The 23,208-nt window shown below is 67.8% G+C and carries 26 protein-coding genes; 10 read left to right on the forward strand and 16 right to left on the reverse strand.

Features of this window, described 5'->3' with window-relative positions; translation table 11 throughout:
* Positions 1-99: 99 nt before the first annotated feature.
* Positions 100-1,092, reverse strand: coding sequence for a hypothetical protein (locus ACQPYS_RS25135; RefSeq protein ID WP_433490989.1), 993 nt, complete (start codon positions 1,090-1,092; stop codon positions 100-102).
* Between the two features lie 656 nt (positions 1,093-1,748).
* On the opposite strand from ACQPYS_RS25135, the gene ACQPYS_RS25140 reads away from it, so the two are divergent.
* Both ACQPYS_RS25140 and sigK read left to right on the forward strand, forming a co-directional pair.
* The gene (locus ACQPYS_RS25140; protein WP_030522224.1) at positions 1,749-2,042 is read left to right on the forward strand and encodes a WhiB family transcriptional regulator; all 294 of its coding nucleotides are present in this window, start codon (positions 1,749-1,751) and stop codon (positions 2,040-2,042) included.
* A gap of 109 nt (positions 2,043-2,151) precedes the next feature.
* Positions 2,152-2,766, forward strand: coding sequence for an ECF RNA polymerase sigma factor SigK (gene sigK / locus ACQPYS_RS25145; RefSeq protein ID WP_084481048.1), 615 nt, complete (start codon positions 2,152-2,154; stop codon positions 2,764-2,766).
* A 63-nt stretch (positions 2,767-2,829) separates the two neighbouring features.
* Here sigK and groL read toward each other — a convergent pair whose 3' ends face one another.
* Together groL and groES are read right to left on the reverse strand one after the other, a co-directional pair.
* Positions 2,830-4,437 carry a chaperonin GroEL gene (gene groL / locus ACQPYS_RS25150; RefSeq protein ID WP_063037185.1) on the reverse strand — a complete coding sequence of 536 codons (1,608 nt, stop codon included), beginning with the start codon at positions 4,435-4,437 and terminating at the stop codon, positions 2,830-2,832.
* A gap of 105 nt (positions 4,438-4,542) precedes the next feature.
* Positions 4,543-4,845 (reverse strand): co-chaperone GroES, encoded by a 303-nt coding sequence (gene groES, locus ACQPYS_RS25155; protein ID WP_030522227.1) that lies wholly within the window; start codon positions 4,843-4,845, stop codon positions 4,543-4,545.
* A 506-nt stretch (positions 4,846-5,351) separates the two neighbouring features.
* Between groES and ACQPYS_RS25160 the strand changes: the two genes are divergently transcribed.
* Positions 5,352-6,908 carry an Hsp70 family protein gene (locus ACQPYS_RS25160; protein WP_433490990.1) on the forward strand — a complete coding sequence of 519 codons (1,557 nt, stop codon included), beginning with the start codon at positions 5,352-5,354 and terminating at the stop codon, positions 6,906-6,908.
* 310 nt (positions 6,909-7,218) lie between these two features.
* Here the strand turns inward: ACQPYS_RS25160 and tsaD are convergent, their stop codons facing one another.
* The 7 genes from tsaD to ACQPYS_RS25195 all read right to left on the reverse strand — a co-directional run bounded on the left by tsaD (position 7,219) and on the right by ACQPYS_RS25195 (position 13,781).
* Entirely contained in the window at positions 7,219-8,262 is a 1,044-nt protein-coding gene (gene tsaD, locus ACQPYS_RS25165) for a tRNA (adenosine(37)-N6)-threonylcarbamoyltransferase complex transferase subunit TsaD (protein ID WP_063037181.1), read from the reverse strand.
* A complete protein-coding gene (gene rimI, locus ACQPYS_RS25170; protein WP_431940150.1) occupies positions 8,259-8,786 on the reverse strand; it encodes a ribosomal protein S18-alanine N-acetyltransferase in 528 nt (175 codons plus the stop codon). Before rimI ends, tsaD begins: the two co-directional genes overlap by 4 nt.
* Before the next feature lie 2 nt (positions 8,787-8,788).
* Positions 8,789-9,493, reverse strand: a complete 705-nt coding sequence (gene tsaB / locus ACQPYS_RS25175; protein ID WP_433490991.1) for a tRNA (adenosine(37)-N6)-threonylcarbamoyltransferase complex dimerization subunit type 1 TsaB — start codon at positions 9,491-9,493, stop codon at positions 8,789-8,791.
* Positions 9,494-9,578: 85 nt separating this feature from the next.
* Positions 9,579-10,046 carry a tRNA (adenosine(37)-N6)-threonylcarbamoyltransferase complex ATPase subunit type 1 TsaE gene (gene tsaE, locus ACQPYS_RS25180; RefSeq protein WP_063037175.1) on the reverse strand — a complete coding sequence of 156 codons (468 nt, stop codon included), beginning with the start codon at positions 10,044-10,046 and terminating at the stop codon, positions 9,579-9,581.
* Positions 10,039-11,118, reverse strand: coding sequence for an alpha/beta fold hydrolase (locus ACQPYS_RS25185; protein ID WP_431940148.1), 1,080 nt, complete (start codon positions 11,116-11,118; stop codon positions 10,039-10,041). Before ACQPYS_RS25185 ends, tsaE begins: the two co-directional genes overlap by 8 nt.
* Positions 11,115-12,305 (reverse strand): alanine racemase, encoded by a 1,191-nt coding sequence (gene alr, locus ACQPYS_RS25190; protein ID WP_433493127.1) that lies wholly within the window; start codon positions 12,303-12,305, stop codon positions 11,115-11,117. The genes ACQPYS_RS25185 and alr overlap by 4 nt, the downstream gene beginning before the upstream one ends.
* 12 nt (positions 12,306-12,317) lie before the next feature.
* Complete coding sequence (locus tag ACQPYS_RS25195) at positions 12,318-13,781, reverse strand: NAD(P)H-hydrate dehydratase (protein WP_433490992.1); 1,464 nt, start codon at positions 13,779-13,781, stop codon at positions 12,318-12,320.
* A gap of 57 nt (positions 13,782-13,838) precedes the next feature.
* On the opposite strand from ACQPYS_RS25195, the gene ACQPYS_RS25200 reads away from it, so the two are divergent.
* Positions 13,839-14,243, forward strand: a complete 405-nt coding sequence (locus tag ACQPYS_RS25200) for a cupredoxin domain-containing protein (protein ID WP_063037524.1) — start codon at positions 13,839-13,841, stop codon at positions 14,241-14,243.
* A gap of 33 nt (positions 14,244-14,276) precedes the next feature.
* On the opposite strand, the gene glmS is transcribed toward ACQPYS_RS25200, so the two are convergent.
* Entirely contained in the window at positions 14,277-16,160 is a 1,884-nt protein-coding gene (gene glmS / locus ACQPYS_RS25205) for a glutamine--fructose-6-phosphate transaminase (isomerizing) (protein ID WP_063037167.1), read from the reverse strand.
* Positions 16,161-16,196: 36 nt separating this feature from the next.
* On the opposite strand from glmS, the gene ACQPYS_RS25210 reads away from it, so the two are divergent.
* Positions 16,197-17,081, forward strand: a complete 885-nt coding sequence (locus tag ACQPYS_RS25210; protein WP_433490993.1) for a hypothetical protein — start codon at positions 16,197-16,199, stop codon at positions 17,079-17,081.
* Positions 17,082-17,152: 71 nt separating this feature from the next.
* On the opposite strand, the gene ACQPYS_RS25215 is transcribed toward ACQPYS_RS25210, so the two are convergent.
* Positions 17,153-17,299: a DUF397 domain-containing protein gene (locus ACQPYS_RS25215; RefSeq protein WP_433490994.1), complete on the reverse strand. Its 147-nt coding sequence runs from the start codon at positions 17,297-17,299 to the stop codon at positions 17,153-17,155.
* A gap of 16 nt (positions 17,300-17,315) precedes the next feature.
* Here ACQPYS_RS25215 and ACQPYS_RS25220 point away from each other — a divergent pair, with 16 nt between their 5' ends.
* Positions 17,316-17,606, forward strand: coding sequence for a hypothetical protein (locus ACQPYS_RS25220; RefSeq protein WP_169811912.1), 291 nt, complete (start codon positions 17,316-17,318; stop codon positions 17,604-17,606).
* A 16-nt stretch (positions 17,607-17,622) separates the two neighbouring features.
* Here the strand turns inward: ACQPYS_RS25220 and ACQPYS_RS25225 are convergent, their stop codons facing one another.
* On the reverse strand, positions 17,623-17,961 hold the full coding sequence (locus ACQPYS_RS25225) for a hypothetical protein (RefSeq protein WP_063037161.1): 339 nt from the start codon (positions 17,959-17,961) through the stop codon (positions 17,623-17,625).
* Positions 17,962-18,232: 271 nt separating this feature from the next.
* On the opposite strand from ACQPYS_RS25225, the gene ACQPYS_RS25230 reads away from it, so the two are divergent.
* The 3 genes from ACQPYS_RS25230 to ACQPYS_RS25240 are packed head-to-tail and all read left to right on the forward strand — an operon-like array spanning position 18,233 to position 20,109.
* On the forward strand, positions 18,233-18,892 hold the full coding sequence (locus ACQPYS_RS25230; protein WP_433490995.1) for a YbaB/EbfC family nucleoid-associated protein: 660 nt from the start codon (positions 18,233-18,235) through the stop codon (positions 18,890-18,892).
* Positions 18,893-18,895: 3 nt separating this feature from the next.
* Positions 18,896-19,234 (forward strand): type VII secretion target, encoded by a 339-nt coding sequence (locus ACQPYS_RS25235; RefSeq protein ID WP_063037157.1) that lies wholly within the window; start codon positions 18,896-18,898, stop codon positions 19,232-19,234.
* The gene (locus tag ACQPYS_RS25240; RefSeq protein ID WP_063037155.1) at positions 19,231-20,109 is read left to right on the forward strand and encodes a hypothetical protein; all 879 of its coding nucleotides are present in this window, start codon (positions 19,231-19,233) and stop codon (positions 20,107-20,109) included. The genes ACQPYS_RS25235 and ACQPYS_RS25240 overlap by 4 nt, the downstream gene beginning before the upstream one ends.
* Before the next feature lie 114 nt (positions 20,110-20,223).
* Here ACQPYS_RS25240 and ACQPYS_RS25245 read toward each other — a convergent pair whose 3' ends face one another.
* Genes ACQPYS_RS25245 through ACQPYS_RS25255 form a run of 3 tightly spaced genes read right to left on the reverse strand, consistent with a single transcriptional unit; the run spans position 20,224 to position 22,707 of the window.
* A complete protein-coding gene (locus tag ACQPYS_RS25245) occupies positions 20,224-20,637 on the reverse strand; it encodes a hypothetical protein (RefSeq protein ID WP_433490996.1) in 414 nt (137 codons plus the stop codon).
* A 19-nt stretch (positions 20,638-20,656) separates the two neighbouring features.
* Entirely contained in the window at positions 20,657-22,384 is a 1,728-nt protein-coding gene (locus ACQPYS_RS25250) for a hypothetical protein (protein WP_433490997.1), read from the reverse strand.
* Positions 22,385-22,389: 5 nt separating this feature from the next.
* Positions 22,390-22,707 (reverse strand): hypothetical protein, encoded by a 318-nt coding sequence (locus ACQPYS_RS25255; RefSeq protein WP_433490998.1) that lies wholly within the window; start codon positions 22,705-22,707, stop codon positions 22,390-22,392.
* A 375-nt stretch (positions 22,708-23,082) separates the two neighbouring features.
* Between ACQPYS_RS25255 and ACQPYS_RS25260 the strand changes: the two genes are divergently transcribed.
* Positions 23,083-23,208: a hypothetical protein gene (locus tag ACQPYS_RS25260; protein ID WP_433490999.1), complete on the forward strand. Its 126-nt coding sequence runs from the start codon at positions 23,083-23,085 to the stop codon at positions 23,206-23,208.

The following is a 23,208-nucleotide window of genomic DNA, read 5'->3' on the forward strand; positions in this document are numbered from 1 at the left end:
GTGGCACGGTCGGTGATGACCGGTGCTTCCGCCGGTCCAGCGGAACGGGTCCACAATAGGACACCGGCGGCGGTACGGGTCGAGACGGTAGAACTCGGGTTACCCACGCCCATCGCGAAATCGCCCGCCACGCCGGGAGATGAGTGCCCGACACGCGGCCGCGTCGGCGACCGCCGTGTCGCGGTCGCCGGGTTCGGCGGCCAGGCCGCCGCGCAGCATGGCGCACGCCCAGCGCAGGGGAACCGAGCCGGAGACACGGCATTCCTCATCGATACGGTCCGCCAGCGCGACGGCGCGGGCCGTCTGCCCGGTGGCACTCGCGGCCGCGGCGACCAGCAATCGCGATTTGATCCGATGCCGGACCGAGGGTCCCTGTTCGGCCAGCGCGAGCGCGGCCTCCGCCGCCGCGAGCGCCGGTGCGCCGAGACCGTCGGCCAGCGCGGTTTCCGCGCGAACCCAGTGCAGCCGCACCCGGCCCCGCGCCCGCGCGGGCGCGCCGACAGCGCGCGCACCGCATTCGGGCGCCGGGCGCTCCAGCAGGGCGACGCAGCGGTCCAGCAGCCGGGTGGACAGGGCAGTCCGGCCCACGCCCAGGGCGTCGGCCGCCAGACCGATCAGCGCGTCGGCCACGGCATCGATCGAATCGGGCCGGCGGCCGTAGTCGCCCAGCGCCGCCGCGGCTCCGCCGGGAGGCGCAGTCCGGGGATCCGGGCCGGATCCCCGGACGGCCGCCGATACCGTCGGCGGTGACGCGGCCGGAAGGGTGGCCAGCGCCGGAAGAACGAGCGCGGCGGCCCGGCCGTCGCACTCGGCGGCCCGCCGGTGCCAGCCGAGCTGACGCAATAGCGACCCCTGCGTCGACGCGGCGAGTGAGAGCAACACCGGATCGACGGTCGCCGCGGACAGGCGGCGCAGCGCGGTATGGGCGGCGGCGTAGTGGCCCGCGCCACCCAGAGCGACCGCTCGCCACCACATTTCGAGGGGATCCGCCGGTTCCGGCAACTCGGCAGCGGTACGACCCGTCCGCGCGCCGAACGCGGCGTCGGCGGCTGAGCGGGAATCGGATTCGGGGCGGGTGCCGGGGACGACCATCGACGCACTGTACCGAGCACCGGATCCGCCGCCGGACGGAACGGACGGGACGCCGCGGATTTCGGCGGTACAGCTATCTTTCAGCATTAATCCGAACGAGCAGTGTTTCCATCAGGTTAATCTCGCCCATCAATCCATGAGCGATCGCGCATCGAATTCGAGGACGTTTCGCTTAATTAACCTCACAGCTCCCCATCGGCCATCTGTGATCGTATCGAGATCTGGGCACCTTAACCCACCGAGCCGGCCCGCGGGGCAGAATTCGGTCCGGACCTATCGAGAATCCCCGAAAGAGTCGCGCCCACCTGCGGATACACCGACCAGCACGGACACGCGGAGCGGGCCGGCAACAAGCCAACCTCACAGTATCGCCGGGCGATTAGCGAAAGTAAACAGCCTACGAGGTTAAATTCAGCGCGCAAAAGAGCCGATAATTCAGGGCGCCAAACTGTTGACGGAATTTCCTCGGTGCCCCTAACGTAACTCATCGCCACGGACGGCGCCGGGCGAAAACGCAACGGATGCCGACGGCAGCGGTGCACATCGGCCGACGCATGTGGCCCCGCGCGCTCGCCGAACGCCGGGCACCGCCGGAAAGCTGTATTCATCACTCGCTCGACAATGCCGACGAGCTCGCGTCTACGAGGAGTTCCCCCATGCCCATGCCCACCCACCTTCCCGGACCGAACGCCGATGTCTGGGACTGGCAGATGCGCGGTTCCTGCCGGGGTGTGGACTCGGCGGTGTTCTTCCATCCCGATGGTGAACGCGGCAGAGCACGGGCGGCACGCGAGTTGCGCGCGAAGGAGATCTGCCGGTCCTGCCCCGTGCTCATGCAGTGCCGTTCGCACGCGCTGAAGGTCAGTGAGCCCTACGGAATCTGGGGCGGAATGTCGGAAACCGAACGGGAGATGCACGCCCGGCGCAACCGGCGCCGGATGGCGGTTTGATGGGTCGTCGCAGGTAGCGGCTCCGCGCCGGATTCCGTCGGCGCGACACCGCGTGTTCCACGGGGCCGCATACGCTCTCGGTTATAGCTTGTGGTTATTGTTATGACCGATGACACAGGAGAGTATCGAGCTCTCAGCGCTCTTGCAGCGCTGCGGCCACTCGGATGCCGAGGCTTTCGCCGAACTCTATGACCGGACCCGCACCCGGGTCTTCGGTCTGGTGTTGCGTGTCCTCCAGGATTCCGGGTTCGCCGAGGAGACCACCCAAGAGGTCTACCTGCAAACTTGGCGCACGGCGGCGAGTTTCGATCCGGCGCGCGGCTCGGCGGTGACCTGGCTGATGACGCTGGCCCATCGCCGCGCGGTCGACCGGGTGCGCGCCGAGCAGGCGCACACCCAGCGCGAGATCGCCTACGGCGCCCGGGTCCTCGGGCACGAGTACGACGAGGTCATCGAGGAGGTCGAGCGCAAACTCGACCACCAGGCGGTGGTCGTCGGCCTACGCGCTCTGACCGAGACGCAGCGCGAGGCGATCTCACTCGCCTATTACGACGGCCGGACCTACGCCGAGGTGGCCCGGCACCTGGATATCGGGCTACCGACCGTCAAATCCCGTATCCGCGACGGTCTGATGAGGCTGAAGAAGAGCATGGGAGGGCCGGCCTCCCTGGGCGATCGGCGACCGATACGAGAACGGGCCGTTCACATTCCACAGCGGATGTGAACGGCCCGTTCCGGTTCGGCGGCCGGTTCCCACCGGGGCGGGAACCGGCGGACCGGACTGCGATCAGTGGGCGTGACCGTGCCCGTGGTCGTCTTCCGCCTCGACGGGCTTGTCCACCACGGCGCTCTCGGTGGTCAGCACCATCCGCGCCACCGACGCCGCGTTGATCACGGCCGACCGGGTCACCTTGACCGGGTCCACGACGCCGTCGGTCAGCAGATCGCCGTAGGTGAGGGTGGCGGCGTTGAAGCCTTCCTTGCCCTCGCCGACCTTGCTGACGACGACGGCACCATCGACACCGGCGTTGGTGGCGATCCAGTACAGCGGGGCCCGCAGCGCGCCGCGCAGCACCTCCGCACCGATGGCCTCGTCCCCGGACAGGCCGGAGATCAGTCCGTCGAGCTTGGTGCCCGCCTGGACCAGCGCGGTACCACCGCCCGGGACGATACCCTCCTCGACGGCGGCCTTGGCCGCGCTGACCGCGTCCTCGACCCGGTACTTGCGCTCCTTGAGCGCGGTCTCGGTGGCCGCGCCGACCTGGATGACCGCGACACCACCGGCCAGTTTGGCCAGCCGCTCTTCCAGCTTCTCCCGATCCCAGTCGGAATCGGTGGCCTCGATCTCGCGGCGCAGCTGGGCGCTGCGGGCGGCGATATCGTCGCCGCTGCCCGCGCCGTCGATGATGGTGGTGGTGTCCTTGGTGACCACCACGCGCCGCGCCGAACCCAGCACGTCCAGACCGGAGTCGCGCAGGTTGATGCCCAGGTCCGGATTGACGACCGTGCCCGCGGTGACCACGGCCAGATCGTCGAGGAACGCCTTGCGGCGGTCTCCGAAGAACGGCGCCTTGACCGCTACGGCCTTGAGGGTCTTACGGATCGAGTTGACCACCAGGGTGGACAGCGCCTCGCCCTCGACGTCCTCGGCGATGATCAGGACCGGCTTACCGGATTCGGCGATCTTCTCCAGCAGCGGCAGCAGGTCCGGCAGCGAGCTGATCTTCTCGCGGTGCAGCAGCACCAGCGTGTCCTCCAGCACGGCTTCCTGGCTGTCGCCGTCGGTGATGAAATACGGCGACAGGTAGCCCTTGTCGAACTGCACGCCCTCGGTGACCACGAGTTCGGTCTGCAGGGTCGAGGATTCCTCGACGGTGACCACGCCGTCCTTGCCGACCGTGGTCAGCGCCTTGCCGACCATTTCGCCGATGACCTCGTCCCGCGAGGAGACGGTGGCGACCTGGGCGATGGCCTGTTCACCGCTGACCGGGGTGGCCGCGGCCAGCAGGGCCTCCGATACCGCGTCGGCGGCCTTGGCCAGGCCCGCGCCGATCGCGATCGGGTTGGCGCCCGCCGCGATGTTCTTCAGTCCGCCGCGCACCAGGGCCTGGGCCAGCACGGTCGCGGTGGTGGTGCCGTCACCGGCGACATCGTTGGTCTTGGTGGCGACGCTCTTGACCAGCTGGGCGCCGAGATTCTCGAACGGGTCCTCGAGATCGATATCACGCGCGATGGTGACACCGTCGTTGGTGACGGTGGGGCCGCCGAACGATTTGGCCAGCACCACATGCCGGCCCCGCGGGCCGAGAGTGACCTTGACCGCATCGGCGAGCTTGTCGACACCGCGCTCCAGTGCCCGGCGAGCCTGCTCGTCGAACTGGATCTGCTTTGCCATATGTCTTCGCTCCTGTATCTGGTGCGCTTCGAATGTGTGGCACAACGCACTCCGCCCCGGGTCGGATATTCGACACCGGGGCGGAACGCATGCGCGGCAGTCGAATTACTTGCCGACGACAGCCAGCACGTCGCGCGCGGACAGGATCAGGTATTCCTCACCCTGGTACTTGATCTCGGTACCGCCGTACTTGCTGTAGATGACGGTGTCGCCCTCCTGGACATCCAGCGGGATGCGCTTCTCACCTTCGTCGTCCCAGCGGCCGGGGCCGACGGCGACAACGGTGCCCTCCTGCGGCTTCTCCTTGGCCGTATCGGGAATGACCAGGCCGGAGGCGGTCGTCGTCTCGGCCTCGTTGGCCTGGACGAGGATCTTGTCCTCGAGCGGCTTGATGTTCACGCTCGCCACGTTGAGCCCTCCACTTTCAGGGGATAACGGTCGTCCGGAACTGTTGTCCCGGACCATCGATTCGGTCACGATGCTGACCCTGCGCACAGCCCCGTCGTCGCGGGTGCCGGGACCGCCTGCTCAGTAGTCAAGCCTGGCACCGGGCAACGATCGGTGCCGACTAGCACTCTATACATGAGAGTGCCAGCGCTCAAGGGCAGGCGCTGCCAATGCGGTATCGATCGGAAACGATTCGGTCTCGCTGTCACCAAGACGCCATCCGCCGCGCCCGCTGGTCGCCGGGGTTAGGAGCACGAAAGCCGGGTAGACCAAAGGGAAAGAGGGCTTCCCAATAATTCTCCGACTCTGTAACGTTCGGATAACAGATCGTGACACCATGTGTGATGGTTGTTCGCGAAGCCACCGTTCACCGCAGACGACGGCGGTTTCGCGAACACCTTTAGGCATGTCCGGACCTCACCATCCGGCACGGCCGCCGCGTCCACTCGAAGGGAGGTGAAGAGAGTATGCGCACATCGCTCGGCATCTCCGCCGGGAACGAGGTGGTGTGCTCCGCCCTGGTCACCACCGCGGCCAACGGCGCCCGCACCTTCGACTACCGGGTGGTCTCCGCGGACGCGCATTCCGATCTGGGGGATCTGGTCGCCTCCTCCATCGAGCTGATGACCACTCAGCTGCCGGCGAGCCATTCCCACGAGGCGGTTTTCGGCACCCAGCTGCCCGCGCCCCAGGCCTCCGGGCTCGACGTGATGGCCGACCGCCCGCCCACCGGTGTCGCGGTCGCCTACCGGAGCAAGGAGCAGGCGCACGCGATCCGGCTCGCCACCGGCAAACAGCGCGAACCGCAACTGGTTCCGGAGACCACCGCGGCGCTCACCTTCCTACGCGACACCGGCCTGCTGGACCGCTACGGCACGGTGGCCGTAGTGGACCTGGGCGCCTCCGGCTGTACCGTCTCGGTGGCCGACCCGGCCGACGGCGCCGTGCTCCACACCGCGCGGTCCACCGCGGTCAGCGGCCGCGCGATCGACGATCTGCTGTACCGGCATCTGGTCGATCAGCACTACGCCCGGCGCGGTACCCGGCCCAATCGCAGTGTCCTGGTGAACCGTGCCCGCACCGCCAAGGAACACCTGTCGGTGACCCAGGCCGTCACCATCGACCACATCGCGGGCAAACCGCTCAAACTCACCCGCGCCGATTTCGAATCGCTCACCGCCGGCGTGTGGCGCGAGATGACGCGGTTCGCGGCGATGACCTTCGGCTTGGCCGACCGCGCCCCGGAAGCGGTGGTGGTGATCGGTGGCGGCGGGAATATCCCGGCGGTACTGGAAACCCTGCGCGGTGAACTCGGGCTTCCGGTGCTCACGGTGCCGGACCCGGACGCGGTGATCGCCAAAGGCGCTGCGCTACTCGCCGATACCGCCCGCTCCAGCGCGCCGATCGGCGCGCTGACATCGGACAAGTCCGGCAACACCCTGCTCAAGGCATTCGGGACGGTGGCCGGCGCCATCGTTGTGGTGGGGTTGATCGTCGGGTACGGGGTGAACACCATGGCCCCGAGTTCGGACGAAGAGGTCTCCCCCGCCGGTACCACCAGCAGCGCCCAGCTGCCGACCACCGCCACCATCGCGCCGACGACCACCACTGTGGTCCCCGATACGACCGAGGAGATTCCCCAGCCCGTCGAGGAGCCCGCCGGCGCCGGTGAGCCGAATACGACGTTCGCCGAGCCCCCGGTGACCGGCGACCCAGGCACGGGCGAATACCCGTCGACGAACGAGATCCCCTCCACCTCGGGCGAACCGTCTCCGAGTACCACGCCGAGCACCGCGCCGTCCCCGCCCACCCTGCGGCCGGATCCGAACCTGCCCCATATCCCGTTCCCGGAGGGAATCGGCCCGGGCACGCCGATCCCCCAGTCCTCCCCGGAGGAATTGCCGACGGATCAGCCGTCCACCTCGGACGTGCCGCCGCCCTCCGGATCGCGCCAAACCCAGACGACCCTGGAGGTTCCACCGCCACAACCCCCTCGATTGCCCAATTCGGGTTCGGCGGGATAGCCGTCCACGGCGGCACAGTGCCCACAGGTACGCGAGAGCACCGGCCTGACCGACGCCCCGGGCAGAGCCCGGCAAGGCGGCAAGTGGTCCCCGATACGTACGACGGGGTGTCCTTCCGGAAGCCGACGGTCTCTGCGTGGCACCGGCGCGCTCGCCGACGGCATTGGGATGGACCGCGGGATACGAACGTACCGAGAAGAGCGTGGGGTCGCGGTCCGTCGTCGCGGTAACGTCCTCGGCGCGGCCTGCCGGCAGGCTCCCATTCACCTCGGCCGTCGGTCGTGGTTACCGGGGCGGGCCGGTGGCCGGGTCAGCCCACCTGGCTGACCGAGACGGGCAGCCCGGGATCGGAGGCCACCGACAGCGGTGACGGTGCCGCGCCGCCGCCGATCACATGCGCGCCCAGCGCCGCGATCATCACGCCGTTATCGGTGCAGAGCCGGGGTTTCGGGATTCGTAGCGTCAATCCGGCCGCCGCGCACCGTTCCTCGGCCAGCGAGCGGATCCGCGTATTGGCGGTCGCGCCGCCACCCAGTACCAGGGTGTCCACGCCCACGTCCTGCGCCGCGCGCACCGCCTTCATGGTGAGCACATCGGCGACCGCCTCCTGGAAGGAGGCCGCGATATCGGGAATCGGCAGCTGTTCCGGTTCGACGCCCTGGCGGGCCCGCGCTTCCACATAGCGCGCGACCGCGGTCTTCAATCCGGAGAACGAGAAGTCGTAGCGCGGGTCCCGCGGTCCGGTCATACCCCGCGGGAAGGCGATCGCCGCCGGGTCACCGGTGACCGCGGCCGCGTCCAGCGCGGGACCTCCCGGATAGCCGAGACCCAGTAGCCGAGCGACCTTGTCGAACGCCTCACCGGCGGCATCGTCGACCGTGCTGCCCAATTCGATCAGCGGCTTCGACAGATCCTCGACATGTAGTAGATGGGTATGACCGCCGGAGACCAGCAGCGCCACACTCGGCGGCATCGGACCGTGTTCGAGAGTGTCCACCGCCACATGCCCGCCGAGATGGTTCAGCGCGTAGAATGGGATATCCCAGGCCGCCGCATAGGCTTTGGCGGCCGCGACACCCACCAGCAGCGCTCCCGCCAAACCCGGACCGATCGTCACCGCCAAGGCATCGGGGGCGGCGATCCCGGCCGCGGCCAGAGCGCGCCGCATGGCGGGCACGATCGCCTCGAGATGGGCCCGCGAGGCGATCTCGGGCACCACACCGCCGAAACGAGCGTGCTCGGCCACACTCGAGGCGACCTCGTCGGCCAGGAGTTCACAGCTGCCGTCGGGACGACGGCGCACGATGCCCACCCCCGTCTCGTCACAGGAGCTCTCGATGCCCATGACGATCACGACAGCACCCCGTCCGGGGTCCGGGCACCGAAGACCACCGGGACGTCCTCCAGGGCCGGACGGCGCATGGTGTACGCGTCCGCGCCGCTGGGGTGGTAGTAGTTCTTGCGTAGACCGATGATGTGAAAGCCGTGCTTGGCGTACATGGAGATCGCGGCGGTGTTGTCGGTGCGCACCTCGAGGAACACCGGCCCTCCTCGCCGCCCGGCCTCGGTGAGCAGCGCCTCCAGCAGCAGCGTGCCGATACCGGCACGGTGACAGGCCGGGTCCACCCCGATGGTGTGCACCTCGGCCTCCGGGTGCTCGGCGTCACCGAGCAGCGCGATTCCCGCGTAACCCACCATATTCCCGGCATCGTCGCGGGCGGTGATATAGCGGTTGTATCCCGCGGCCAGCTCGGAGCGGAATGCCACGGCCTGCCACGGATCGTCTTCCGGGAACAGCAACTGTTCCAGTTCCACGCAGCCCGCGATATCGGTCGGCTCCATGGGTTCGATACGAATTCCCGTGGTACGAACTCCCATTGTCACGCTCCCATCCGGTCGAGAGTGCGGTAGCTGCGTTCGACCGCGTCGGGGCGGCGCAAATACAGCGGGATCAGCGGTTCGGGGGTCACGCCCGACCACAGCGCGCCCGCCGCCACCTGCACGAGCGCCGCCGGCGAAGGTGTCTGCACGGACAGCGCGGGAAGTGCGAAGAGCGCGGTGTGCGCGGCCGATCCGGCGATCTTGGTCGCACCGGCCACCGGCAGGTCGCCGGGTTCGCACACCTCGGGTCCGGCGACCCGGATGCGGCCGCGGTCGCGATAGCGCGCGGCGTAGACCTCACGGCGGCGCGCATCGGTGACCACCAGCAGTTCGTCGTCGGGCCCCAGTTCGGGCGCGCATTCGACGGCGACGGCGTCCAGACTGCACACACCGTGCACCGGGATGCCCAGCGCATCACCGAACGCGGCGGCGGTGGCCATCCCGACCCGCAGCCCGGTGAACGGCCCCGGGCCGATCCCGGTGACGACCGCCCCGATCTCGGCGCGCGACACCCCGGCTTCGGCCAGGCATTCCAGGATCTGCGGGGTGAGCGCCTCGGCGTGCGCGCGGGCGTCGACGAGTACCCGGGCGGCGAGAATACGTGGGGCGGCGTCCGAGATGTTCGCACCGGCGGCCGCCTGCTCCAGTTCGACGAGGCCCGCCGTGACGGCGGGCGTCGCGGTGTCGACAGCAAGTGCAAGCATGGTCTGGTCAACGATACCGGGTGACCCGCTTCACACGGCGGTGGCGCACGGCGCCCCAGCAGCCGGGTTGCCGATCTCGTGCGGTCTAGTGCGCCGCCCCGGTGTGCACCCACTCCCAAGATGCCGTGCGGACTTCGGATTCCGGCTCCCGTGACATTCGCACCAGCAGATGCCGGCCGGTCAACCGCTCCGCCATTCCACTGCCCCACTCGACCACCACGACCGCGTCGTCGAGTTCGGTGTCCAGATCGAGGGCGTCGAGTTCGTCGAGGCTACCGCCGAGCCGGTAGGCGTCGACATGGACCAGCGCCACCGGCGGGCCGTCGGCGCGTTCGCCCGCCGGATGACGGCGCGCGATGACGAAGGTCGGCGAACTCACCCGCCCGCCGACCCCGAGACCGGCCGCGATTCCACGGGTCAGAGCCGTTTTACCGGCACCCAAAGGTCCGTCGAGCACCACCAGATCACCCGCTCGCAGCCCGACGGCCAGTTCCCGTCCGAGCGCCTCGGTATCGGTGACCTCCGGCAGCAGGCGTTCACCGCGGTCAGCCACCGGTGGCCTCCCACCGGTCGTCCTCGTCGACCACACCAGCACGCATCAGCAGCCGGTCCAGCGCGGCATTGGTCTCCTCCGGGTACTGCAACTGCGGCATATGTGCCGCCTCGGGAAGCCGGACGAGTTCGCAATCGGCCAATTCGCGTGCCAGCACACGGGAATTGCGGAATGGAATGACCAGGTCCCGGGTGCCGCCGAGGACCAGCGTCGGAGTATCGCGCAACACCGGCAGGGCCGCCGCCTCGTCGTGTAGCTCGATGGCCTTCAGGAACTTCACCACGGTTTCCACCGGGGTGCGGTCGATCATCATGGTGGTGAACCGCGACAGCGTCGGACTGACCGCTCCGTGGAAGGAACTCACGTGCAGGATCGGGGTGATCACGTGGCGGGCGGTGGCCCGTCCGGCCTGTACCAGCGCCGGAGCGGTATGCACGGCCAGCCGGAATCCGTCGATCGCGGGATTGCGCAGCAACTGCCCGATACCGGAGGAGGCGACCTCGGCGGCCGCGGTGGACAGCAATGCGACACCGCGCACCCGCTGTGCGAAGAGACCGCCGGCATGGGCGGCTGCGGCGAGTACCGCCATCCCGCCCAGCGAATGCCCGACCAGGATCAACGGCCCGCGTGGCGCGCGGGCGTCGATCACCGTGAGCAGGTCGCGGCCGAGCTGGGACACCGTACAGCTGTCGGTTTCCGGTGTTCCCGAGCGGCCGTGGCCGCGTAGATCGAACAGCACCAGCCGTACCCGCGAACCCCAGCGCTGCGCCAGGTGGCGACGCTGGAAATGGAACGATTCCATGCTGTTGCAGAAACCGTGCACGAAAACGACTGTGGCGTCGGCGTCGCCGGAACCCCACTCCCGGGTGGCCAGGCACACACCGTCGTCGGCGATCACCTCACCGGCACGGTCGAGATCGATCAGGGCGAAATTCTCGTCCCGGTACTCGTCGCGAACGGGCGGCCACAGTACTCTCGCGCCGGCCCGGCGCAGCGCGTGTACACCGGCCATCGCGCCGACCACCCCGGCGGTGGCCAGCCCACCACGCAACAGGGTCGTTCCTCGTTTCATCTGGTACCCCCTCGATACCGCCGGTGTACCCGGCCACGGGGCGCACACACCACTTCGTAGTGGATCGTGCCGAGCAGATCGGCCCAATCCTGGGCCCGCGGCTCACCGCGGGAACCCGGGCCGAACAAGATCGCGGTATCGCCTTCGGCCACGCCCTCGGCATTGGCACCCAGATCCACCACCAGCTGGTCCATGCACACCCGGCCGCGATTGGGACGGTTGCGTCCGCCGACCCACACCTGCATCCGCCCACCCAGGGGACGGAATACGCCGTCGGCGTATCCGGCGGGGATCAACGCGACGGTGGTGTCGGCCGGGGCGATCCATTCGTGCCCGTAGGACACCCCTTCACCCTTCGGCACGTGTTTGACCAGCGCCACTTCGGCCTGGAAGGTCATCGCGGGCCGCAGCTCGAATTCGCCGATATCGGGGACCGGGGTAAGCCCGTACACGGCGATACCGGGGCGGACCATATCGAAGGCCAGGTCGGGCCGGGTCAGTGTGGCCGCGGAATTGGCCAGGTGCACGAGTTCGGGTTCCAGGCCGTATTCCTTGGCCGCCGCGATGGCGTCGAGGAACCGGTCGCGTTGCAGGTCGATGGTCGGGTGATAGGGCTCGTCGGCGTGCGCGAGATGGGAGAAGATGGCCCGGAAGCGCACCACCCCCTCGTCGACGAGTTTCCGCAGGGCCGCGAGAACCACGGGATAGACCCCCTGCTCGATCCCGTTCCGATTGAGCCCGGTGTCGACCTTGAGACTTACGACAGCCTGTTCACCCAGTTCACGGGCGGCCGCGGCGACGGCATCCAACTGCTCCGCCGAGGAGATGCCGATTTCGATATCGGCGGCGACAGCCGCGGCGTAATCCGCGTCACAGATATTGAGCCAGCACAGGATCGGCGCCTCGATTCCGGCCTCGCGTAGCGTGACCGCCTCGGCGACCGTAGTGACCCCTAGTTCGGCCGCGCCCGCGGCCAGCGCCGCCCGGGCGACCTCGACGGCGCCGTGGTTGTAGCCGTCCGCCTTGACGACCACCATCACCGCGGCGTCGCCTGCGTGCGCACGCAGTACTCCGACATTGTGTGCGATGGCGTCCAGGTCGACGACTGCTTCCACTTGACCGTTCACACCTGCCGATACTGCCATCCCGGGGCACGCGGGCGCGACGGCGGTCACCCGCGGGCCCAGGCGGTGCGTACCTCAGGCGGACAGCGCCCGCAGTGTCGCGATGGCGGCGGGGATATGCCGCAGCAGCGGCGTGGCCGAGACGGGGGCGGCGGTCCCGCCGGGGGTGTCATGGGCGGCGAGCCCCGCGGCGAGTGCGTGCACGCGGGCCGCGGCGGCCGCGGCCGAGACCGGATCGCGGCCCGCGGCGAGCAGCGCCCCGATCACCCCGGAGAGCACGTCGCCGGCACCGGCGGTCGCGGCCCAGGAACCACCGGCCTCGTTGACCAGCACCTGCCGGCCGGGGGCGGCGACCAGCGTCGCCCGGCCTTTCAGCAGCACCGTGACCTGCCACGATTCGGCGAGCTCCCGAACCGCGGCCACCCGGTCGGGTGCCGGCTCCGCACCGGTGAGCCGGCGGAACTCACCGGCGTGCGGGGTCAGCACAGTGGGGGCCCGGCGACCCCGGACCAGCTCCGGTTCACCTGCCAGCAAGGTCAGCCCGTCGGCATCGACCACGACGGGGAGGTCGGTGGCCAGGATCTCGGCGAGACGGTCGCGGGCGGCGCCGTCGGTCCCGGAGCCCGGCCCGAAGACCCAGGACTGCACCCGGCCCGCGTCCGCCGGATCGCAGACCGCGATCACCTCCGGATACTGCGCGAGCACCGCGGACGCGGCGGAACCCACGTAGCGCACCATCCCGGAGGTCGCGGCCACCGCCGCGCCCGTACAGAGCACGGCCGCGCCAGGGTAGGTCGCGCTCCCGGCCTGCACCCCGGTGACCCCTTGCGTGTATTTGTCGTCCGCGGCTCCCGGCACCGGCCAGGCCGCGCCCACCGCAGCGGGATCCAATGCCGCCAGGCCGGGTTCGGGCAGCCGTAAACCGATGGGTACCAGTTCGATCCGGCCGCACCGGTCCGCAGCCAGCGCGTGTACCGGTTTACGGGCGCCGAAGGTGACGGTGACCGCCGCCCGGACCGCGGGCCCGGACACCGCACCGGTATCCGGGTCGACACCACTGGGCAGATCGGCCGCGATAATCGGGACTTCCACATTCGCAACGATTCTCGCCGCGTCCGGGCGCAGCGGGCCGTGGCCGGAGATACCGACGATCCCGTCGATCACCAGATCGGCGCCGGCGATTTCCCGCACCGCCGCAACCGGATCGGCGCACACCCGTCCGCGGGCGCGGCGCAGCGCGGTCAGCCCGGCCGCATGCGCGCGTGCCGGATTCAGCAGTACCGCGGTCACCGCGACACCCCGCCGCCGTAACGTCACCCCCGCCCACAGCGCGTCACCGCCGTTGTCACCCGAACCCACCAGCAGCGCCACCGTCCGTCCCGCGACCCCGCCGCTGCGCGCGCGCAATTCGGCCGCGGCCACCGTGGCCAGCCCGTACGCGGCGCGGCGCATGGGCACTCCGTCGGGAACTCTGGTGAACAGTTCGGCCTCGGCGAGGCGCACCTCGTCGGCGGTGTAATAGCCGAGCGGCTGGGTCACCGAACACACCTCCGTGATCGGACGGGCAGCGATGCCAGCAGACTACGCTTGACCTCCATGTCCAGAGTTCACCGCGCCGTACTCGTTCCGGCCGCCGGATTCGCCCTCGTCACGGCATTGCTGTCCGGCTGCGGCGCCGGTGATTCAACGGACGAGGCGACGAAAACCGATACCTCCGGCGCGCAAGTACGGCCCGACCGGGAGGCCACCGTCACCGTCGAGGTCGAAGACGATCAGTTCTCACCGGCCGATATCACCATCTCCGCCGGCGATACGGTGTCCTGGCATTTCGACGGCGACCTGCCACACGGCGTCCAGGGCATCGGCGACAAGGCGATGAGCATCAACAGCCCGTTGTTCGAGGTGGGCGATTGGAGTCACACCTTCACCCAGCCGGGCGAATACCGCTACCTGTGCCCGATCCACCCGGATATGCGCGGCACCATCACGGTCGAGGAGTAGACGGGGTAACCGGAGCACCGGCTACCCCGTCAGCTATTCCACGGTGACGGATTTCGCCAGGTTGCGGGGTTTGTCCACGTCGTAACCGCGGGTCTGCGCCACCTCGGCGGCGAAGATCTGCAACGGGACCGTCGACAGCAGCGGCTGGTAGAGGGTCGGGGCGGACGGGATCTCGATCAGGTCGTCGGCGAACGGCCGCACCAGATCGTCACCCTCCTCGGCGATCACGATCGTGCGTGCCCCGCGGGCCTGGATCTCCCGGATATTGCTCAGCAGTTTGGAGTGCAGCACCCCGCGCCCCTTGGGCGAGGGCATGACCACGATCACCGGCAACCCGCCCTCGATCAGCGCGATCGGGCCGTGCTTGAGCTCACCCGCGGCGAAACCCTCCGCGTGCATGTACGCCAGCTCCTTGAGCTTGAGCGCACCCTCGAGCGCCACCGGATATCCGACATGGCGACCGAGGAACAGGATGGTGCGCTCGCGCGCGAGTTCCCGGGCGATCGCCCGCACCTGCGGCGCCGTCTCCAGCACCCGGTCCACCAGCTTGGGCATTGCCTCCAGCTCGGCGAACTCACGTGCAACCTCATCGGGGTACTTGGTACCGCGCGCCTGCGCCAGCGCCAGCCCGACCAGCAGGTTCGCCGTCACCTGCGCGAGGAACGCCTTGGTGGAGGCGACCCCGATCTCCGGCCCGGCCCGGGTGTAGAGCACCGCGTCGGATTCGCGTGGGATCTGCGCGCCGTTGGTATTGCAGACCGCCAGCACCCGGGCCTTCTGGCTCTTGGCGTGCCGGACGGCCTCCAGTGTGTCGGCCGTCTCACCGGACTGGGAGACCGCCACCACCAGGGTCGAGCGGTCCAGCACCGGGTCCCGGTAGCGGAACTCGCTGGCCAGCTCCACTTCCACCGGCAGCCGGGTCCAGTGTTCGATGGCGTACTTGGCGACCAGACCGGAGTGGTAGGCGCTGCCGCAGGCCACCACGAAAACCTTCTCCACATCGCGCAACTCCTGATCGGAGAGGCGCTGCTCGTCCAGCACGATCCGGCCGTCGCGGCCGGGGGTCTGATCGAAGTGACCGATAAGCGTATCGGCGACCGCGCCGGGCTGCTCGTCGATCTCCTTGAGCATGAAGTAGTCGTGACCGCCCTTCTCGGCGGCGGCCAGATCCCAGTCGATGGTGAACGGCCGGGTACTCACCCCGTCGGTGGAGCCGTCGAAGTCGGTGACGCGGTAGCCGTCGGCGGTGATCACCACGGCCTGACCCTCGCCGAGTTCGACCGCCTCGCGGGTGTGTTCGATGAACGCGGTCACATCGGAGGCGATGAACATCTCGTTCTCGCCCACCCCGACGACCAGCGGCGTCGAATGACGCGCCGCGATGATCTTTCCCGGATGGTCGGCGTGCGTGAACACCAGCGTGAACGCACCCTCGAGCCGCCGGAGTACCGAAAGCGTGCTGGCCTCGAAATCGCCCGCGGTCGGCCCCGCGGCGTAGGCCCGGGCGACCAGGTGCACGGCGACCTCGGTATCGGTCTCACTGCGCAGTTCCACGCCGGCGTCCTCGAGCTCCCGCCGCAGCTGGGCGAAATTCTCGATGATGCCGTTGTGCACGACCGCGAGCTTGCCGCTCGCATCCCGGTGCGGGTGGGCGTTGCGGTCGGTCGGCGCGCCGTGGGTGGCCCACCGCGTATGCCCCATACCGGTGCTGCCGGCGAACTCGCCCGGGTTCGCGATATCCAGTGCCGCTTCCAGGTTGCTCAGCCGCCCGGCGCGCCGCTCGACCGCCACGCCACCGGCGCCGTCGAGAATCGCCACACCCGCCGAGTCGTAACCTCGGTACTCCATGCGGCGCAAGGCAGCGACGACGACGCCCAACGCGTCCCGGTACCCGACGTACCCCACGATTCCGCACATGGCTCCCCAGCCTACTTATCGGCTAACGTTCTCGTCGTGTCGGCGTCTGTGAAATCACTTCTGAGCACTCTGACCAGCCGCGGCCCGCATCGGGTGCTCCGCGGCAATCTTGCCATCGCGGGTCAGCCCGGGGTGGTGTACACGCCCGAGACCGGCCGCGATCTACCCGCGGTCGCGTTCGGCCACGGCTGGCTGCACGGCGCCGGCAACTACCGCACGCTGCTCGAACACCTCGCGTCCTGGGGCATTGTCGCGGCCGCCCCCGATACCGAGCGCGGCCCGCTGCCCTCCCACCTGAACCTCGCCACCGACCTGCTCACCACCCTCGATATCTGCACCGGCGTCCGGCTCGGCGACGGCACCCTTACCGTGCATCCCGAACGCTTGGCCCTGGCCGGCCACGGAATGGGCGCGGGCGCGGCCGTACTCGCCGCCGCCCAGCGCCCGGTGGCCGCGGTGGCTCCCCTCTTCCCGGCACCCACCGCCCCCGCCGCCACCTCGGTGGCCGGTGAACTCACCGCCCCGGCACTGATCCTGGCCGGGGTGAGCGATATCGATGCGCCGATCTCCGACGCGGTCCCCCTCGCCGCCGCCTGGGGTGGTCCGGTGATCCTGCGCACTCTGGACGGCGCGGGCCACAACGGACTCGCCGAGGGCCGCCGCCTACTGGCCGCGCTCGGTGGCGGTAAGCACGAGGAGAAGACGTCCCGCGCCACCCGCGCCCTGCTCACCGGGTACCTGCTGCACACCCTGCTCGGCGACAAGACCTACAAGCCGCTCGCCGACCCGGAGACCTCGATCAAGCACACCCATGTGATCGATCCGTCGGCCGCGCTGCTGGAACAGGGCGAGAACCGGCGGGCCGCAGCGACACCGGACCCGGCGGCGGTGGGCAAACTGGTCCGGTCGCTGCGCAAGTAACACCGCTCCGAAACCGAGCCGTCCGTGCGGCTTCTGTCAGCTATTCCGATGATCAGCTGAAATCAGGGACTTCAGAACCCGAGGTCGTCGAACTCGCCGGCTTTGCAACCTTTGAGCCATGCCGAGAACTCGTCACGGGTGAACGTGATATGGTCGGCAGCCCGGTTGTTCGAGTTACGCACCAGAATCTCGCCGGTCGGTGCGGCCGCGACCTCCACGCACGTGTGCTTATCGGTGTATGACGACACCCGCCAGTCGAGATGGTCAGTCATCGCCCTGTCTCCATTCATCAGCCAATCGACGAATCACGGCCTCGAAGTCGTCTACACGGTGTTCACCGATACCGAATCCGCCCAGCTCACCGCACTGATCGCCATACACCACATCATCGAGAACAGCGCGGAAGTACTGATGATCCCACACCTGACCGGGCCGTGGATCGCAGGCAGCCGGCAATGGACGGCTATCCGCAGTGCAGTGCAGATCATCGGCTCCGAGGGTCCGCTAGCGGAATGCACACGATGAGCTGTCCCGGCGTCACCTATCGTGCCGATGCGCGACCGCGACTCCGGATATCGCGGCGACGAACTTTCACGATATGCGGCACACCATCGTGCCCCGGCGCGTATCCCGACCACAGGTCCCCCCAACCGGGCCACGCGCCGTCCCGACCGCGAATCTCCACCAGCCCGAAGACCAAGCCCCCGACAGTGGCATGCACCCACTTCCGCAGCAGAATCCAGTTCCCGCCGATGATGGCAAAGGGTATCGGCAGCAGCAGGTAGCTGTAGGTTCTCGGCATGTCCACTGCCACTACCAACAGGCCCACCGCGAAAGCAGGGCCGAACAGCATGACGATATCGATCAACGTGGCACCCATCGACCGCAGCTTGCGCGGTGACGGATACCGTCTATCTCCTTCGGACCCGTGGTATCCCGGCAAGAACTGTGTACTCGTCAACCCGAAGGCATCCCCCGAACTCATCGGACGATGATGGCACACGATGCGGAGCTGCGTCCGGCGGGATGACCGGCCGCACCGGAATTGATCGGTTCCGACAACCCGACGTAGGATGCCGAAGCGTTTCGCGCTCGGGTTCTTTCGTCGATGGATCCCGCGAGCTGGGATGTTCTGCAGGGGAAGGGTGTCGATGGCCGCCGAGATGGATCTGGACCGCGCGATAGCCGGATTCGCGCAGTTGTCCGCCGATGCGGAGCGGAGAGCCCAGCGTTTCGCCGAGTTACAGGAGCGGATGACAGCGCTGACGGCGACCGAATCGGGCGTCGGCGGACGAGTCAGCGTCACCGTGGACAGTAGCGGGGTGCCGACAGCGATCGATCTGGCACCGGGTGTGCGGCAGATGGATTCGCGCGCGCTCTCCGCCGAGATCCTGTCGTGTATGCGCCGGGCGCAGGGCAAACTGCGTCCGGGCATTGCCGGGCTGGTGCACGATATCGTCGGCGAGGATCCGGCCGGTGCCGCACTCGTCGACAGTTTCGACCGGCGCTTCCCGGAAGCGGAGACGACTGCGACGCCGGCACAGGATTCCGATGTGCCGCAGACCGGCCGTGCCACGCCTCCGGCCGCCGACCCGTTTTACCCTCAGCAACGTCCGGCGCCACCCACCTGGGGCTCCGAGCCTCCCCAGCAGATCACCGACCCGTATCCCTCCGAGCAACGTCCGACGCCCCCCGCGTGGGGCTCCGCACCACCTTCGGCCCCACGCACATCCGGCAGGGATCAGGTCGTCACTCCGGACGAGCCCGACGAAGAGACCGAGTACTACCGCCGCAAATCGTGGTTGGAGTGATCGATGACCAACAATCCTGATGCCGTCTCGGTCGATCCCGAAGAAGTGCGGAAGCACGCGGACAGCGTCGAAGCGCTCATGGGCAGCCTGGACAGATGCCTCGAAGCCGCCAACTATCTCATGTCGGCAGATGACGGGTACGGGAGTTGGCTACGGCCGGTGATAAAAGGGCTGTTCGACGATAACCATCGATCGACCGTCGAGGTGATTCGCGCAGCCGGTGAACGCACCGCCCAGGTACCGGAGAAGCTGAAGGCGACTGCCGCATCCTTCGAAGACGCGGACGGGTCGTTCGCCACGACACTGCAGGGACTGCAGGCGGAGATAGGGAAATCCGGATGAGCTTCGACGACGCCGCGCCACCCGACAACGATCTCATCGACGACGAGTCCCAGCACAGCAATGCCTACTTCCAGGAGGATGTCTCCTGGCTGTCCAATGTCGGGCTCGAAGGCGACGAAGAGACCGGCGGCCTGGGTGTACTCAAAGGCACCGTCGCGGGTGACGCGTGGGATATCTACGGGAATCTGCGGAGCGACAATACCGGTGAGGCAGTCTTCGGTGCAGCCGGAGTCGTGGGGACCGCGGTCGAGGCGGTCAAGGATCCGTTCGGTTTCGCGGGCACCCAGGTCGCCAAATGGATGTTGGAGCATATCGAGCCACTCAGGCAGGCCTACGAGGAACTCAGCGGCAACCCGACGATCGTGGAGGCGTATTCCTCTTCCTGGCAAGCGATTTCGACCGAACTGTCTACGACCAAGGCCGAATGGCAGCGCACCATGGAGACGGATATCAACACCTGGTCCGGCAGCGCGGGCGACGCGTACCGCAATCATGCCGCAGAGGTACTCACCGCAATCGACACCGCCGCGGCCGCAGCGGCCGCACTCGGCGAGTTGATGGACAAAGCGTCCAAAATTATTGCCATAGTCCGGGATCTGGTGCGCGATATCATCGCAGCCCTGCTCGGCGCGGCCATCGGATACACGATCGAGCTCGCCGTGACCGCAGGCGCGGCGGCCGGGCACGTCATCGCCTCGTTCCTGGCGAAACTCGCGAAGAGCAGCCTGGACACGATGACCTATCTGAAGAAACTCAATGACGTGATCCTGTCATGGGGAACGTATACCGAACCACTCGCGAGAATCTTGCAGAACTGGTGGAGTTGGCGGAACTCCGGTGAAGCGGCGCCCGGGCAACCCACGGTGGCGACGTAGTCGGGTTTCACCCGCACGGTGAGATCCACCCAACTGTTCGTTACGCAGCCCATCCAGCACCCCGGGCCGATGCATATCGAGGTCGCGCGAACAGCTCGCACAGCTCCGACTTTTTCAGACCAGCCAGCTGTTGCGCCGGTAGTATTCGGCTTCGTCGTCACCGTCGTCGTCGATGGGCGTCACGACGTTCCGGTTCTGACGGTTGGCGGCCGCGCGCGCGACCGCCTCCCGCTGTTGCCGTAGTTCTTCCAGCTGCTCCGGCTGTGCCCGGTGATCGGGCTGCGACGTAGAAGACTCTTGTTCCCGGCCGGTCCACGGCTCCTGCTGATCGGTCTTCGATACCTGCGCCGCCTCGTGGTTTCGCGCTTCGGCCTGTTGCAGACGCGTCCGGATACGTTGAGCCGAGTGTTCGATCAGCGCCCGATTCTCCGCGGCGACCCGTTGATTCGCGGCACGTAATTCCTCGATCCTGGCCGCGCTGCGCCGGTACACCGTGTCGGCTATCTCATCGAGATCCCGGAAACTCATTGCCTCGATCCTCCTCGGGTCACAGCGGGCCCGCCTCGGCCAGTTGCGCCCCGGTATCGACCGGTGCTGCGGGGGGCGGTGCCGGTGCGTCTTCTTCCGGTGCGACGACGACATCGTCTTCCGGCGCCGTGGTACCCGCCTCCGGTGGGGCGGTCTCGTCCTCGGCGGGGGCCGGATAATCTCGCGGCTGGTGTTCACCGTCCTCGGCTCGCCGACCGCCGGGCAAGCCGGGGGTACCGGACGGCCGACCGGCGTTCTGCTGGTCTTCGGCGCTCGGGTCGCCGGTTCCCGGGGCCTGCTCACCTTCGGGTACGTCGGCGGCAATAGCCGGTTTTCCGTCCGGACCGATCTCTATCCGATAATTCTGCGGCTCGCCGTCCGCACCGGTCACTACGAGGTGCAGCCGACCGTCGGGGCCGAGTTCGAGCTTGTATTCTTTCCCGTCCAGCTCAATACCGGTATCCGCACCTGTTTCTTCGTCCGTTCCGGCAGGGTCGTCTTCGGCGTTTCCGGTGGGATCGTCCGGTTGACCGTCACCGTCTTCGTCTACATCCGGCTGCCCGTCACCGTCGAGGTCGACTTCTTGTTCGGCTTCCTCGAGCAGCTGTTCGAGAGTGCCCGAGATCTGCTCGGCGGCGGAACTCGCCAGTTCGCTCAGTCCCGTGACCAATTGGGTTCCGAGCCCCGAGGAAGCGAGTTGGGTACCGAGCTCTGTCAACGCCGACAACGGATTGTCCTCGTCGGTGGTCCCCGGATCCTCGGTCTCCGCGCCCGGGATGTCGGTCGTGCTGGGGGTTCCGGTCCCGGTGGGCGTACCCGATGGGGTACCGGAGGGCGATCCGGTCGGCACCTGGGTCGTCGGGGTCTCACTACCGGGCGTGCCCGGGGTCTGCGCGACACCCTGCGGACACGGGTACGGGGTCTCCGACAGTTTGCCCAGGCGGTCGATGAGTGTGCCGTACTGGGCTCTCACCCCATCGTTGATATCCGTGCAGGTCTGAACGAATTCGGTCACTTTCTTTTCGTAGTGATCTTTGAACTTGTTCAGCCAGTCACGGCAATGATCCTCGATATCGTCCGTATTGCCGCTACCGGGAACGGTGATGAATACATACTCGTCCAAGTTCGGGAGATCCGGGAAAATCCTATGGATCTTCCCCAGCAGGTGGTCGTCGGCACCTGTACTCCAGCCGATGCCCTGGGCAGCCGAGATGATGGAGTCGACATCCTCCGGGGACTTCCCGTCGTAGGTGACCTGGTACATGTCCTCGAGGAACACCTGAACCATCTCCGCCTTGGGTTTGACGGTTTTCCGGAGAGCGGCGGGAGCCATGTCGAACTGCTCGTGGATCTTTCGTACCGCGTCGATATCGCCGGCGGACAGGGATAATTGTGTCGCGATCATATCCGCTGCATTGGCAGCAGCCTGGCCCGACCATATGGACGGTAGATTCTGCGCATACTGGTTCAGCGCGGCGTGCTGGGCGTCCGCATTGCTCAATACACCGGCCAGCGCGGCCGCCAGATCGCGAAATCTCTGCTCGTCGAGTCCGTTCTGGGCGTAGAACACGGTGTGCAGAGCCTGGTAGCCGAGAATATTCGCGGGGGGATTCGATACCCACCGCTGATAGCGCGGTTCGAACTTCTCGAAGAAGAGCAGCGATTTCGAACCTTCTTCGAGGATTCGAGAAACGGTCCAATCATCGCCGATCGGCGGGTACCCGACACACTCTCCGATATCCGCCATCGGAGTCAGCTCGCCGCCTTCTGGGTCTGGTCGGAGTTCTCCTTGTCCACATTGGACATGGTGACAACATCGCGCCCGATGGCCTCACCGGTGAGGTCGGTGGCCTCCGCCCAATCCTTCAGCCACGATTCCACCTCTCGGAGCCCGGCCTCGATCTTCACGCCCTCGCTCTCGTAGGCAGCACCGACGTGCGCCTTTCCGATGATATTGTCGGCCACTCTCGTGGCCTGGCCTCCGATGACCCCCGCGCTGGTACAGAAATCGGCGCCCATCTTCTCCAACGCGTCGGCCTGCATTCCGACCGGCTGATCACCCGTACTCATGGGCCGCTCCCCTCCTCATGGCCGCCGCGGCGGGACCACCCCGTTCTCGGCCGAGCTGTGCTGTTACTGATTCCGACGCACCCGCGGGCCGATCGGTTCCATCGCGCGTGGAACAGGACCGGAGGCGAGGCTACGACCGCGGGAATGTCCGGTCCATCTTTCCATCCCCGACGGTACAGCGCAGCCCCGTTCCCCCATTGCCGTACCGCCTTCGCGGGTTTCCGCGGCCGGGGTCGAATGCGTGTCGGAGGATTCGAGGAGCAGTGCAGCGAGCGCGGTGAGCTCACCTGATTCCGGAACGCTCACGGTCTGTGGATGTTCCGAGGTTCGTGTGGTTCGTTTCTGTTGTGTCCGGCTCTGTTTCGGGAGGTTGTCGTGCGTGTCGGTCGATTGGGATCGGTTGTTGCCGCGGTGATGCTCGCCGCGCTTGTCACCGGCGGGGGCCCTGCCGCCGGACAGAGCGACTACGCGCAGACCGGGCTCACGACCGGGGTGGCGTGA

Origin of the sequence: Nocardia grenadensis, assembly GCF_050942415.1 — a bacterium.
Taxonomy (GTDB): Bacteria; Actinomycetota; Actinomycetes; order Mycobacteriales; family Mycobacteriaceae; genus Nocardia; species Nocardia grenadensis.